Genomic DNA, 13,758 nt, shown 5'->3' on the forward strand with positions numbered 1-13,758 from the left:
AGGACCCGCACCATGGACCGCACCCGCAACTCGGACCGCTCCGCCCTGATCCGCACCAGCATGCTGCTCTTCGCCCTGCTGGCCGTGGCCTCGTTCGCCCTCGCCCGCGTAGTGGCGTAGCACTCAGCGGTGCCTCGGCTCCGGCAGCCAGCCGCGCCGTTCCAGCGTATCGATCAGCGCTTCATTGAACAGTTCCACGCCCGCCTGATTCAGGTGCCCCTTCGTGAAGAAGTGAAGGCTGTCTGAGAGTTCAACCTTGCCGTTCATGTTGATGTATCGCCCGCTCGCTGCCATGCGCTGCGCGAACGCATCGTGGCCCGAGAATCCGTTCTCGTAGTACCAGCGGGTCATCGGGGCCTCAACGAGGATCACCTCAACGCCTTGCTCGCGCAACGCGCCCAGCGCCCGTTCAAAGGCATCCCATTGCATCGGCATCGGTTCCGCCGGCTCGCGCTTCAGGCTCCCCGTCTGATCGAAGTTCCCCGACCTGCGCTCCACGAAGCCGCCATCGATATAGGCATCCTTGCCGCGGACCCGGGCTTCCGCCAGGCGCTCATCGGCACCAATGGCTTGCCGCACCAGGCCGTAGGCGAGCGCATTCCAAGTGAGCACATTGGGCAATCGAAGCGCCATGCCTACGGTGTGCATGTCGATCGGGCGGTTGGCGATCAGGTCCACTGCCGACTCGATGCCATCGGCGCGGAACGGGTTGGGATGCACCTCCATGATCACCAGCTTGGGACTCAGCTTCGGCATGTCCGCTTCAACGAGCAGATCCGTCTGCAGCAATGATTGGGCTGAGGAACCGAGGTTGAAGGAGGTGAAGCCATGCTGCCGCCAGATGCGCGGGTCGAATCCGCGGTAGGCATGGGAGCTGCCGATGAACACGATATCGACCGGCTGATGCTGCTCGAGGTCCTGCATGCGCGAGCGCTCGTGGCCATAGCTGTTCAGCGGGTAACGGATATTCGGTGTGTAGGCATTGGGCAGCGCGATGCTGAACAGGGCCATGAGCATCGGATAGAGGGCAGCGGTGAAGAGGCCGAAGCCCAGCACGCGCATCAGGAAGGGGAGGAGGGCGCGCATCAGAACTGGAAATAGATGAAGGGCACTTCGCCCACGGCCATGTAGATGCCGATGACCGCGATCAGCAGCGCATAGAAGCCCCATCGAAGCGGCCAGGGCCAGCGCAGGCCGAGGCGCTCCAGCGCGAACTGATGCTCGCGTCCAATCCACTCCAGCAGCACGAAGAAGCCGATGAGCCACGGGAGCGGCGCGTATTCGAACTCAGGCGATCGGAACAGCGAAGGGGAGAGCATGCCTCTCAGGTATTCGAACGCCTGACCAAGGTCCGCCGAGCGGAAGAAGACCCAGGCGATGCAGGTGAGCAGGAAAGTTGACCCGATGCGCAAGGCATCGCCCGGCTTGGGGAGCCAGCGACCGGCAGCCACGATCTCGATGTGCGTGCGATTCGATCCGCGCAGCAGCAGCGGCAGGAAGTACAGCGCATTCAGCGCGCCCCAGGCCATGAAGGTCCAATTGGCGCCGTGCCAGAATCCGCTCACGAGGAAGATGATGAAGGTGTTGCGCACCGCCATCCAGCGCCCGCCCTTGCTGCCGCCGAGCGGGATATAGAGGTAGTCGCGGAACCAGGTGCTGAGGCTGATGTGCCAGCGGCGCCAGAATTCCGCCATGTCGCGCGAGAAGTAGGGGAAGGCGAAGTTGCGCATGAGCGAGAAGCCGAAGAGCCGTGCGCATCCGATGGCGATGTCGCTGTACCCGCTGAAGTCGCCGTAGATCTGGAAGGCGAAGAGCACCGCGCCCAGCAGGAGCGTGCTGCCGCCCATGGTCTCGTGCTGACCGAAGATGCGGTCCACTTCCAGCGCGCAGTTGTCGGCGATCACCAGCTTCTTGAAAAGGCCCCAGAGCATCTGGCGCAATCCGTCGGCGGCCTTGGCCCGGTCGAAGCGCTGGAGCACGGCGAACTGCGGCAGCAGATTGGTGGCGCGCTCGATCGGGCCGGCCACGAGCTGCGGGAAGAAGCTCACGTAGGCCGAGAAAGCCACCAGGTCGCGCGATGGCACGAGCTGCCTGCGGTACACATCGATGGAATAGCTCAGGGTCTGGAAGGTGTAGAAGCTGATGCCGACCGGGAGGATGATGTCGAGCCGGGCTGCCGCGATGGGCATGCCCAGGAAGGTGAAGGCGCTGGCGAATTCAGCGGCGAAGAAGTTGAAGTACTTGAAGAAGCCCAGCAGTCCGAGGTTCACCACAAGGCTCGTGGCGAGCAGGGCCTTTCGCCGTGAGGGCTCCTCCGCGCGATCCCAGGCACGGACCACGGCATAATCCACCAGGGTGCTGAAGGCGAGCAGCGAAAGGAAGCGCCAATCCCACCAACCGTAGAACACATAGCTGGCCGCCAGCAGGATCAGGTTGCGGCGGGCGATGCTGGAGCCGCCGGCCAGCCAGTAGAGCAGGAAGACGACCGGCAGGAAGACGGCGAAATCGAGCGAGTTGAAGAGCATGCCCTGCGGGACGGGATGAGGTCGCCAAAGATGGACGAAAGCCGCTGGATCAGGGGCCGCGCTGAGAGCCTATCGGGAATCTCCGCATTCGGCTCCGCGATGGTCTTTGGCGCCCATACCTCGTTGCGCAAACCGTCACGTAGCCACCGCTATGCTCCGGTTCTCGCGCCTCGTCTGATCGCCATATCCTCCTCGCTCGCTTCGAAAGGGGAGATTCCCGATAGGCTCTTACTTTCGGACCATGCCTGCCGTGGAACGCGTCTGCCTGGAATGCGGGGAGAAGATCGTGGGGCGCACCGATAAGCGCTTCTGCAGCGATGCCTGCCGCAACCTCTATCACTACCACACCAACAACGCGCCCATCAATTACGTGCGCAATGTGGTGAACGCCCTGAAGCGCAACCGGCGGATCCTATCGGAATTGAACACGGGGGCCGAGGGCAAGACCAAGGTGCACCGCGACAAGCTGATCGAGAAGGGCTACACCTTCACCTACCACACCAACACGCACCGCACCAAGGCCGGAAATACCTACGTGTTCTGCTTCGAGCAGGGCTACCTGGAACTGGGCGAGAACTGGTTCATGCTCGTGCGCCGCGATGAGTACCTGGAGCGCGCAGGCGATACCGCGCGCAAGGAGAACTGAGGAGCGCTTCCGCTAGCTCGCTGCCCAAATCAGCAGCACGATCATGCCCAGGACCATCAGGGCGAAGAGCACGGGCCCTCCGATCTCGTTCTGCTCGGCTTCTTCCGGGAAATGGCCTTCGAAGTGGTTGTCGCTCATGGCGCTTGCCCGTTGTGGATGCGGGCCGGGCCAAATATAGGATCGGACGTAATGTCGCACTTCGATCCGATTCAGCTGGGGACACGCTGTTCCCCGCTGCCACCGCGCTTCAGCAGCGGCTGCACGAATCGTGCGCGCCACCGTGCCCGATTCCACGGCGCAATGCCGATCGAGCTGGTGTGAAAGGAGCACGGGCGGGCTCCAACGATGCACCAGGGCTGTTTCTCAAAGCGCTTGCGCGGTCAACCATTGCCGCGCCTCCGCATCGGTGTTGAATACCTTGGTGGGGAAGCGTGCGGGGAAAAGGCTGAAGTACATGTTGGCCACCAGCGTCAATGACCGGCTGTCAACCAGCACGGCAAGCGCGGTGATGGATTCCGCATCCTGCCCGAAGAAATCCGTTTGCAATGCGGCGGGGTCCCAGTCCAACTCACCGAGCGCGATGAAGTACAGGGGTCCGCGACTAGTGTCGAGCAGTTCGCGCCGCGCCTGCATGCTCGCCAGCAGGCCGCCGACATCAATGCGCACATCCGGCCTTATGCGCACCTCCACATGGTTGCCGCCCATCAGTGCTATTTGCGCCATGGGCAGTTCGATGCATCGCAGTTCGCTGGGCATTGTCCGGATTGAATTAGACGATCATCAACTGTGCAAGGTCTCCGCCGAAAGTAATCACTGCCCTGCCCCCGCAATGGTCTCGCCCAACCGGGTGACCCACGCGGTGGTGATCCCAAGGGGCCGCGATGACAGCGTGTCTTGGAACCAAGTGAGGACCTTGGCGAGGCTTAAGGCCCCAGCCGTGGCAATAGAAATCCTACGGCCACCAGCAAGGCAGCTCAGCTGGTCGTTCCGGGTCGTTGAAGACTACCCGGCGAAGGCGCAGCTCTGTAGCAATGGCATGGAACTCCGCTTCGTCGTAGCTGCGCCATCGACCGCCCGGCAGCCGCCGGAGACCGAAGCGATCGTTCTTCATCCTGATGTGGTAGTACGAGTATTCCGCCACGCTCCATTCGATGCCATGGCCTTGCCGGTATATGACCTTGCCGTTGCCATCGGACCGTACCTCAATGGATCCGACGCGCTTTCCGCTCGGGCACCATTGCTCAAAGTGTCTATCGTTACGTGAATGCCAGCGGCGCTCGGCCATCTGGCCGTTGGGGTAATAGTGGATCATGGTCTGCTCCTCCACTGACCGCGAATCGAGGTAATAGGTGATGCGCGCCAGTGAGTCGAAGGACCAGCATTGGCCTGAGCCTCCTCCGCCGAAGATCCGATCGAAGGCATCATCCGGCCACCCACGCAACAGGCAGTATTCCTCCAAGTGGCCGTGCGGATCGTACCTGAACACCTCTTGCGTGCTGTCCGGAGCATACACCCGGATTTCCTCTACGCGCTCTGTTGGTTCAAACTCGAACCAAGTTCCGCAGCGGCGACCTTCGCTGTACTGCATGATGGCCGAATAGGTGCTATCGCCATGCGTGCGGATCACGATTCCGGAGAGCCGCGCGTGGGCGGGTTTCAAGCGGGAACTCCAGGTGAGGACCGTATCGCCGTATACGCCCATGCCGCAAGAGAGCAATGCCGAAGCCTCAGCGAAAGAAGGCGCTTGCCAACGGCGCTCTGGAATGGCTGGCGCTTGCGCGAACAGCGTGAGCGGGAAGGGGAGAAGGAGCCAGCGCATAGTGCGCTAGGAACGTGATTGAGCGGTGCAGATTATGCGTGGCTCCGACGCTGGATGCTTGACTGGCAGAGGCAGGGTCGCCGAAGATGGCAGACCCTGCAAGGGCCCAAGGGCGCCTACATCGTGGAGGCCATTTAAACCACCGCAGGGTCTCCCGTCTTCGGGGACCCTGCGGTCACAACCGAATCAGAATCCCCCCACGCCCGGCCCGGCCGCCACGCCGCTGTTCAAGTGCGCGGCCAGCGCTGCTTCGTTGTTGATGAGCACGCGGCGCGCCTTGCTGCCCTCGAAGCCGCCGAGGATGCCGGCGGCTTCCAGTTGGTCCACGATGCGGCCGGCGCGGTTGTAGCCGAGCTTCAATTTGCGCTGGATGAGGGAGGTGCTGCCTTGCTGCGTTTGCACCACCAGGCGTGCGGCCTCCTCGAACATGGGGTCGCGCTCGCCATCGTCGAGGTCGCCGCCGCCTTCGCCTTCCTCCATGGGCGGCTCGGGCAGGAGCAGGGCATCGGGGTAGCCGCGCTGGTTGCCGATGAAGGCGGTGATCTCGTCCACCTCGGGCGTATCCACGAAGGCGCACTGGATGCGGATGAGGTCGTTGCCGGTGCTGAGGAGCATGTCGCCGCGGCCGATGAGCTGGTCGGCGCCGCCGGTATCGAGGATGGTGCGGCTGTCGATCTTGCTGGTGACGCGGAAGGCGATGCGCGCCGGGAAGTTGGCCTTGATGGTGCCGGTGATGATGTTGACGCTGGGGCGCTGCGTGGCGATGATGAGGTGGATGCCGATGGCGCGGGCGAGCTGCGCAAGACGGGCGATGGGCGTTTCCACCTCGCGGCCCGCGGTCATGATCAGGTCCGCGAACTCATCGACCACCAGCACGATGTAGGGGAGGTACCGGTGGCCGTTCTCCGGATTGAGGCGGCGGCTGATGAACTTGGCGTTGTACTCCTTGATGTTGCGCACCTGAGCGTCCTTGAGCAGCTCGTAGCGCACGTCCATCTCAATGCACAAACTGTTCAGCGTGGCCACCACCTTCTTGGTATCGGTGATGATGGCCTCGCCGTCGCCGGGGAGCTTGGCGAGGAAGTGGCGCTCGATCTTGTTGAAGAGGGTGAGCTCCACCTTCTTCGGGTCGACGAGCACGAACTTGATCTGGCTCGGGTGCTTCTTGTAGAGCAGCGACACGAGGATCGCATTCAAGCCCACCGACTTGCCCTGGCCCGTGGCGCCGGCCATGAGCAGGTGCGGCATCTTGGCGAGGTCGGTGACGAAGGTCTCGTTGCTGATGGTCTTGCCCAGCACGATGGGCAGGTCGGCCGTGCTGTTCTGGAACTTCTCGCTGGCCACCACGGCGCGCATGCCCACCACCTGCGGCTTGCTGTTGGGCACTTCGATGCCGATGGTGCCCTTGCCGGGGATCGGCGCGATGATGCGGATGCCCAGGGCGGCGAGGCTGAGGGCGATGTCGTCCTCGAGGTTCTTGATCTTGCTGATGCGCACGCCCGCTTGCGGGATGATCTCGTAGAGCGTCACCGTGGGCCCGATGGTCGCCTTGATCTTGTCGATGCCGATGTTGTAATGGCCAAGAGTCTGCACGATGCGATCCTTGTTCATCTCGAGCTCTTCCTTCGTCACGGTGATCTCACCGGTGCCGTGGTCCACGAGCAGGTCGAGCGGGGGAGGCTCGTAGCTGCTGAGGTCGAGCGTGGGGTCGTATTCGCCGAACTCCGCGAGCTTGGCCTCGATCTCGTCCTCGCTGAGCACGGCCTCTTCGGTGTTGGCCGTCACGCTCATGCCGTTCAGGTCGCCGTTCAGGTCCTCCGCCGTGCTGATCACCGGTGAGAGCACCGGCTCCACCACTTCCATCGGCGTGGTCTCCAGGTGCAAATCGTTTGCCTGTTCGGTCATCGCGAGGGCTCCGCCCGAAGCGATCTCGCCACCCTCAACCTCCATCTCAAGTTCTCCGGTCATTGCGAGGCCGGAGGCCGAAGCGATCTCGTCACCCTCCACCTCCATCTCGATGCCCGAACCCGAAGCGACCTTCTCCTCCGCGAACCCGCTATCCCTCCATTCCTCCTTCATCCGCACGCCAGAGCTCACTGCCGCCTCTTCCGCAACGGCTTCTTCTTCCATCTCCCGCTTCGCGAAGAGCCTGCCCGCCCATCCGAAGCTGAGGTTGAAGCTGTACACTGCGAAAGTGCCCGCTGAGAACACGAGCAAGGCGCCCGCGCCGAATTCACCGAGCAGGGTGGTGAGGTGCTTGGTGATCACCACGCCCAAGCCGCCGCCGAGGAAACTGTATTCGCCGCGGAAGAAGAAGCCGAGCAGCGCGGGTATCCAGAACAGGGCCATCGTTGTCCAGCCCAGGGTGCGGCGCGTGGGCAGCAGCCAGGTGCCCAGCAGGATGCGGACCCCGGCGAGGAAGCTCCACAGCGGCAAGGCGAAGGCCGCCAGGCCGAACCACACGTGGATGAAGCGGTGCGCACTGATGGCGCCGAGCTTGCCCAACCAGTTCTCTGCGGCGATGTCGGTGCGCAGGATCTCCCACCACCCGCGCGACATGAGGTCCTGATCGACCCTCCAGGTGAAGAGGAAGCTGGTGAAGGCGGTGAGCAGGAAGAGCCCGCCCAGGATGAGCAGCATGCCGAAGAGCTTGTGGATGCGCTCATCCGATAGGAACGCTTTGAAGCGGCTCCATGCGCCGGGAGCTTCCTCTGCTGCTTTCCGTGCGCGGCGCTTCTTGGGCTCTGCGGCCGCGGTCTCTTCTTCGGGTGCCTCTTCGCGGAGGCGGTTGCGTTTCTCGGTGGCCAAGGTGATAGGGGGCTTCGCGCGCACCCGCGAGCGATGCGTCGAAGGTCGAAGCCGTGCCTTGGCTGAACGGGATAAGACTGGCCGGTAGTATCAACAAGCGGAGGTTGATCAATCGCATGCGGATGATCGATCACCAGATCCATCTTCGCACAACTCCATCGCCATGGACATGATTTCACGATTGTTGCTCCTCGCGGGGCTGTTCACGCTTGCCCGCTCAGTGCTCGGTCAGGACTTCGTGAATGGCGGGTTGGAGGGAGTCGTCACGGGTCCTTCCGTGGTCCCCGCAGGCTGGACCGCCGTTCCCCATTCGGATCCCATCTGCGACGCGACGTTCACAGGAGGGGCAACACCTGATCTCACCGACATGACGGGCCCGGCTGCATTCAATGGTATTCTCGGCAATCCATTCGACGGGCAGACTTTCATATCGGGGCTGCACACCAACTCGCATCACGAGGGGATCAAGCAGACAGTGAATGGACTCACCGTCGGAGCCACCTACACGATCAGGCTCCATCAGACCGTATTGAAGCAGGTGATGAATGACGCGCTTGATCCTTCGGGCGGATGGGCGGTGTATGCGGGCAACGTTCCCCTCGGTTTCACGGATCCCACCTACAGCGCGGAAGCACCCGGCAGCCTCGATCTGCCATGGGAAATGCGGGAGGTCACCTTCGTTGCACCAGCGTCTTCAGTCACCCTTAAATTCATGCCGCATGACGATGATGCAGACGTCACATGGCCGGAGGGCATCCGTATGGGTTTGGATGGACTGAGCCTGCTGCATGGCAATACGGTCGGAATGACAGAGCACATGGAGACTGCGTTACTAGATCTGCCCACCCATTTCACGCCCGGAGGCGCCGGGAGCTCTTTCGTTCCAGTACGGAGCAGGAACATCAGGTCGCTTGAGGCCGAATTCTTCGATCGGCAGGGCGTCCGCGTCTTCGCCACCAACGACCCGCTCATCAACTGGGATGGCCGGAACACGATGGGAGCGGAGGTGTCAACCGGTACCTATCTCTACAGGGTCGTAGCGATCCCGGTCAACGGGGCGCCCATACTTCGGACCGGGAGGGTCCTGCTGCTGCGCTGATCGTTACATCGAGAAAGTCCCCATCACCTCACCGAGCTCATGGTGCAAGGCCTCGGCTGAAACGGCTTCGTGGTCGGCCTTGGGCTTGAACTTCGCTTCATCGACCTTGCCGGGGGTAACGCTCACGGCATCGAGCTTCATGCGGATGCCGTTCTGCACCACTTCGTAGCGGAGCAGCACGCCGGGCACCTCGCTGAAGGGATTGAACCAATTCGGGTCGTTCATGGCGATGCGGTCCGTGTACCACAGCTCGATCTCGCGCTGATCCATGTGGTTGAAGATGGCCAGGGCCTTCTTGCAGGGATAGCCCGCAATGGTGTCGATGTCGCCGGTGTACAGGATCGTGGCCCGGCCGCCCTCATTGTTGAAGAGCTCCAGGTCGCGCGGCTTCAGGTGGCTCACGATGCGTTTGCCCATCATGCTCATGTGGTAGTCCATCTGCTTCGCCTCGTTGTCGGCGAGCATCAGGGTGCGGAAGAGCCCCATGCCGGCGCTTACCTCCGCCGCCTGCATGTCCTCGTTGAAGCTGAGGATGGTCTTCTCCGGCAACATGCCCGCCATGAGCCCGTCCGGGTCGGCTCCCGGGAAGCTGAGCGCGTACTCGATGGTGCCTTCAGAGACCCTTGATTGCAGCAGGCTCGAGTTGCAGCTCCAGAGGAGCAGCGCGCTGGCAGGGACGAGCAGGAGGATCCGGTTTGTCATGCTGAAGGGTTCGATGGTCCGCCTCCTACGAACGACGAATCCACGGAGTTACATGGCAGAATGCTCCTTGGACGCCCCGATTACCTTCGCCCGCATGGATTTGCGATTGATTGAGGCTGCGTCGGAGATCGGCGCTGGCACCCGGGGCACCAGCATGGGCATGGCCGCCTTGCGCGTGGCCGCATGGAAACTCGGCAGCGAACTGTTCGGCCACGCCGAGGAGAGCATCCTGCGCGACGAGAACGATGTGCTTTACGAGGACGACCGGAGCCCGAACGCCCACCACATCGACGGCTTGATCCGCTTCGAGAGCGATTTAGCTTATGAGGTTTACAAGTATCTGCGCAACAGCGTTTTCCCCATTGTTGTCGGAGGCGATCATTCCATCGCCATCGGCTCGGTTTCGGGCACCAAGATGGCCTTCCCCGATCAGCGTTTGGGCGTGGTTTGGATCGATGCCCACGCCGACCTCCACAGCCCGTGGACGACCCCCAGTGGAAACGTCCACGGGATGCCGCTGGCGTTGCTGATGCAGATCGAGAAGAAGGGCAAGAACCGTCCCCGTGTGTACACTATGGACACTTGGGACCGCCTGCGGAAAATCGGCGTGAGCGGCCCGAAGCTCCTGCCCAGCGACCTGGTCTTCATCGCCCTGCGCGACTACGAGCCCGAGGAGGAAGCCATCATCAAGGAGCACGGCATCAAGGTCATTACCGTCGATGATCTTCGGAAGCGCGGGGCCGATGCAGCGGTGAAGGAAACCTTGGACCACCTCGCCGCATGCCAGCGCCTGCACATCAGCTTCGACGTGGATAGCCTGGACCCCAGCATCTCGGTGGGCACGGGCACCCCGGTTCCCAACGGACTCAATCTCGAAGAAGCGCGCGCCTTGCTCAGCGGCTTTTGCGCCGACCCGAAGACCGCCACCCTCGATGTAGTGGAGATCAACCCGGCGCTCGATACCGGCAATGCCATGGCCGAGGCGACCTTGAGCATCCTGGAACCGCTGTTCCCGATCCTGAGAGCACGGTGAGCCAATCCGCTTCCTCCGTCATCCTTATCCGTCCCACCGGCTTCGGGTACGACCCGGAGACCGCTGCCAGCAACGAGTTCCAGCAGCGCGTGCCGGTGGATGATGCGCGCAGATCCGCCGCCGAGGAGTTCGACGGCTTGCTGGAAGCGCTGCGCCAATGCGGAATCGGCTTCACGGTGCTCGAGCCCATCGACCCTACGGCGCCCAACAGCGTGTTCCCGAACAATTGGTTCGGCACGCACGCCGATGGCACTCTGGTGCTCTACCCCATGCTCACGCCCAGCCGCCGCGCCGAGCGAGACCCCAACCTCGCGGAAGTCCTGAAAGCGGAGGGATCCGCCGTGCGCCAAACCCTCGATTTCAGCGCTTGGGAGCATCACGGCCTCTTCCTCGAAGGCACCGGCAGCCTGGTGCTCGACCGCATCAAGCGCCGCGCCTTCGCCTGCCTCTCGCCCCGCACCTCCGAGCGTGCGCTCAGTGCATGGTGCGAGCAATTGGGGTACACGCCCATCAGCTTCACCGCAACCATGGACGGCCGGCTCAATGGTGCTCCCGTCTACCACACCAACGTGGTCATGAGCATCGGCTCCAACTGGGCGCTGGTCTGCTTCGATGCCATGCCCTACCCGGCCGAGCGGCAGGAAGTAGAAGAGGAATTGGCCAAGAGCGGACGCGAGGTCATCGCCTTCGACCTGCCCCAGCTGCACCAGTTCGTGGGCAATGCGCTCGAGCTGGTCCCCCACCGCATTTCCGGTGAAGCCGGTCATCGCGGGCGCAGCGAAGCGATCTTCTTGAGCGAAACCGCATTCCACGCGCTCAAGCCCTTCCAGCGCATCGCCTTGGAGCGCCACGCGCAGCTCATTCCCGTGGCGGTGCCCACCATCGAGGCCATCGGAGGCGGCAGCGTGCGCTGCATGCTGGCTGAGAATTTCCTTCCGCTAACCTGAGCGTCATTCCGGAGCGCGGGAGATGCGAAGCAGCAGGCTCCCGCGCATCCGGGATCTCATCCAAGAACAAGGATCTCGTTTGGTGAGTCGCCGGATGGCCGGGACAAGCGAGCGTTGCTCGCCCGTCCTCCGGCGTGACGATCGTTGCCATTCCTTTGCCACCCGATGTTCCAAGACAGACTTCAAGACCTGCTCGTTCCTGCACTGCAAAGCGCCTTCTCGCAGCTATTCGGGAAGGAACTCGACGTTCGAAGCATCGGCTTCCAGGCTACGCGACCCGAGTTCGAGGGCGATGTCACCATCAATGTCTTCCCCTTCCTCAAGGTCAGCGGCAAGGGGCCGGAGCAGACCGCGCAGGCCATCGGCGAATTCCTGCAAGGGCAAGTACCGGTGGTGGAGCGCTTCAATGTGGTGAAGGGCTTCCTGAATATCGTCATCGCCGACAGCTACTGGCTGGGCTTCCTGAAGGAGGCGGGCCAGCAGGACATCCTCGCCTTTGCGCCCACCGGCCAGAAGACGATGGTGGAGTATGCCTCGCCCAACACCAACAAGCCGCTGCACCTCGGCCACCTGCGCAACATCTTCCTCGGTTATAGCGTGAGCCGGATCCTCCAAGCGGCAGGGCATGAGGTGATCAAGGTGCAAGTGATCAACGACCGTGGCATCCACATCTGCAAGAGCATGATCGCTTGGCAGAAGTTCGGTGGTGGGGAGACCCCGGCTTCCGCAGGAGTGAAGGGCGATAAGCTGGTGGGCAAGTACTACGTGGAATTCGATAGGGAGCTCAAGCGGCAAGTGGAGGAGCAAGTGGCGAGCGGCAAGCCGAAGGAGATCGCGGAGAAGGAAGCGCCGATCCTGCTCGAGGCCCAGGAGATGCTCCGCAAGTGGGAGGCGAACGACCCCGAAGTGCGCGCTCTATGGGAGAGGATGAACGGTTGGTGCTACGAAGGCTTCGATGCCACCTATCGGCGTGCCGGGGTTGATTTCGACAAGAACTACTACGAGAGCCAGACCTATCTCCTGGGCAAGGCGGATGTGCTCGACGGGCTGAAGAAGGGCGTGTTCTATGAGAAGGACGGTGCCGTGTGGGTGGATAATACCAAGGAGGGCCTCGATGAGAAGGTGCTGCTGCGCCGCGATGGCACCAGCGTCTATATGACGCAGGACATCGGCACCGCCATCAAGCGCTTCGAGGAGCACCCCGGCCTGGGCAAGCTCATCTACACGGTCGGCAATGAGCAGGATTACCACTTCAAGGTGCTCTTCATCATCCTGAAGAAGCTCGGCTTCGCCTGGGCGAACGACCTGCACCACCTCAGCTACGGCATGGTGGACCTCCCTTCCGGAAAGATGAAGAGCCGCGAGGGCACCGTGGTGGACGCCGATGACCTCATCGACGAAGTGGTGAGCGAGGCGCGCCGCACGGGTGAGGAGCTCAGCAAGCTCGAAGGCTTCGGCGAAGCGGAGAAGGCCGCGCTCTACGAGATGATCGGCCTGGCCGCGCTCAAGTACTTCCTGCTCAAGGTTGACCCGAAGAAGCGCATGCTCTTCGACCCAGCCGCCAGCATCGACCTGCAAGGGCACACGGGACCCTTCATCCAGTACACCTACGCGCGGATCAAGAGCCTGCTGCGCAAGGCGGGTGGATCGGATGATCAGAAGACCGGGCAATCAGGCGATGCGCTCTATGACGGGGCGTTGCTCCCGGAGGAGCGCACGGTGATCAAGCTGCTGCATCAATACCCTGCCGTGCTCAACGAAGCAGCATCGAAGCTCGATCCCTCCTCGCTCGCGAATCATGCATACGAAGTGGTGAAGGCCTACAACAGTTTCTACCAGGCCATCCCGGTGATGAAGGAGGAAGATGCTGGGAAGCGCGCATTCCGCATCGGGCTGAGCGCGACTGTTGCTGCGGCGACGCAAAAGGCGATGTGGTGCCTCGGCATCGAGGTGCCGGAACGAATGTGACCCATGCTGGAGTGGCTGGCGGAGTTCCTTGTGGAGGTGCTCGTCCGTTGGGTGCTCGCGTATCCCGGGGCGTTGATTTGGTGGTTCTTCACCGGGCGCAAAGAGAGCATACATGCCATCGTAATGAAGCAAGATTGGTGGCAGCTCAGCACGATCGCTGTACTCGCTTTCGTGGTCGTCTTTGCCACACTTGACAGGATCTTCGCCTAGC

12 protein-coding genes are annotated in these 13,758 nt (G+C 62.4%); 6 read left to right on the forward strand and 6 right to left on the reverse strand.

The features are described from left to right. Positions 1 to 123: 123 nt before the first annotated feature. Both IPK70_14055 and IPK70_14060 read right to left on the reverse strand, forming a co-directional pair. Positions 124 to 1,086 carry a hypothetical protein gene (locus IPK70_14055; protein MBK8228282.1) on the reverse strand — a complete coding sequence of 321 codons (963 nt, stop codon included), beginning with the start codon at positions 1,084 to 1,086 and terminating at the stop codon, positions 124 to 126. Continuing rightward, positions 1,086 to 2,525 carry an MBOAT family protein gene (locus tag IPK70_14060; protein ID MBK8228283.1) on the reverse strand — a complete coding sequence of 480 codons (1,440 nt, stop codon included), beginning with the start codon at positions 2,523 to 2,525 and terminating at the stop codon, positions 1,086 to 1,088. Before IPK70_14060 ends, IPK70_14055 begins: the two co-directional genes overlap by 1 nt. A gap of 241 nt (positions 2,526 to 2,766) precedes the next feature. On the opposite strand from IPK70_14060, the gene IPK70_14065 reads away from it, so the two are divergent. Beyond that, positions 2,767 to 3,171, forward strand: coding sequence for a hypothetical protein (locus IPK70_14065; GenBank protein MBK8228284.1), 405 nt, complete (start codon positions 2,767 to 2,769; stop codon positions 3,169 to 3,171). 363 nt (positions 3,172 to 3,534) lie between these two features. On the opposite strand, the gene IPK70_14070 is transcribed toward IPK70_14065, so the two are convergent. The 3 genes from IPK70_14070 to IPK70_14080 form a co-directional block, all read right to left on the reverse strand. Further along, complete coding sequence (locus IPK70_14070; GenBank protein MBK8228285.1) at positions 3,535 to 3,927, reverse strand: STAS/SEC14 domain-containing protein; 393 nt, start codon at positions 3,925 to 3,927, stop codon at positions 3,535 to 3,537. Positions 3,928 to 4,123: 196 nt separating this feature from the next. Beyond that, positions 4,124 to 4,990, reverse strand: a complete 867-nt coding sequence (locus IPK70_14075; protein ID MBK8228286.1) for a hypothetical protein — start codon at positions 4,988 to 4,990, stop codon at positions 4,124 to 4,126. A gap of 186 nt (positions 4,991 to 5,176) precedes the next feature. Then, a complete protein-coding gene (locus tag IPK70_14080) occupies positions 5,177 to 7,630 on the reverse strand; it encodes a DNA translocase FtsK 4TM domain-containing protein (GenBank protein ID MBK8228287.1) in 2,454 nt (817 codons plus the stop codon). 331 nt (positions 7,631 to 7,961) lie between these two features. Here IPK70_14080 and IPK70_14085 point away from each other — a divergent pair, with 331 nt between their 5' ends. Beyond that, positions 7,962 to 8,897, forward strand: coding sequence for a gliding motility-associated C-terminal domain-containing protein (locus IPK70_14085; protein ID MBK8228288.1), 936 nt, complete (start codon positions 7,962 to 7,964; stop codon positions 8,895 to 8,897). Positions 8,898 to 8,900: 3 nt separating this feature from the next. On the opposite strand, the gene IPK70_14090 is transcribed toward IPK70_14085, so the two are convergent. Then, positions 8,901 to 9,599: a hypothetical protein gene (locus tag IPK70_14090; GenBank protein ID MBK8228289.1), complete on the reverse strand. Its 699-nt coding sequence runs from the start codon at positions 9,597 to 9,599 to the stop codon at positions 8,901 to 8,903. A gap of 94 nt (positions 9,600 to 9,693) precedes the next feature. On the opposite strand from IPK70_14090, the gene IPK70_14095 reads away from it, so the two are divergent. From IPK70_14095 to IPK70_14110, 4 genes are all read left to right on the forward strand, one after another. After that, positions 9,694 to 10,632 (forward strand): arginase, encoded by a 939-nt coding sequence (locus tag IPK70_14095; protein MBK8228290.1) that lies wholly within the window; start codon positions 9,694 to 9,696, stop codon positions 10,630 to 10,632. Beyond that, complete coding sequence (locus IPK70_14100) at positions 10,629 to 11,579, forward strand: amidinotransferase (GenBank protein ID MBK8228291.1); 951 nt, start codon at positions 10,629 to 10,631, stop codon at positions 11,577 to 11,579. The genes IPK70_14095 and IPK70_14100 overlap by 4 nt, the downstream gene beginning before the upstream one ends. A gap of 165 nt (positions 11,580 to 11,744) precedes the next feature. Then, a complete protein-coding gene (locus IPK70_14105; protein MBK8228292.1) occupies positions 11,745 to 13,547 on the forward strand; it encodes an arginine--tRNA ligase in 1,803 nt (600 codons plus the stop codon). Between the two features lie 3 nt (positions 13,548 to 13,550). Continuing rightward, positions 13,551 to 13,757, forward strand: coding sequence for a hypothetical protein (locus tag IPK70_14110; GenBank protein ID MBK8228293.1), 207 nt, complete (start codon positions 13,551 to 13,553; stop codon positions 13,755 to 13,757). Position 13,758 lies beyond the last annotated feature (1 nt).

It is taken from the genome of Flavobacteriales bacterium (genome assembly GCA_016712535.1).
GTDB lineage: Bacteria > Bacteroidota > Bacteroidia > Flavobacteriales_F > PHOS-HE28 > PHOS-HE28.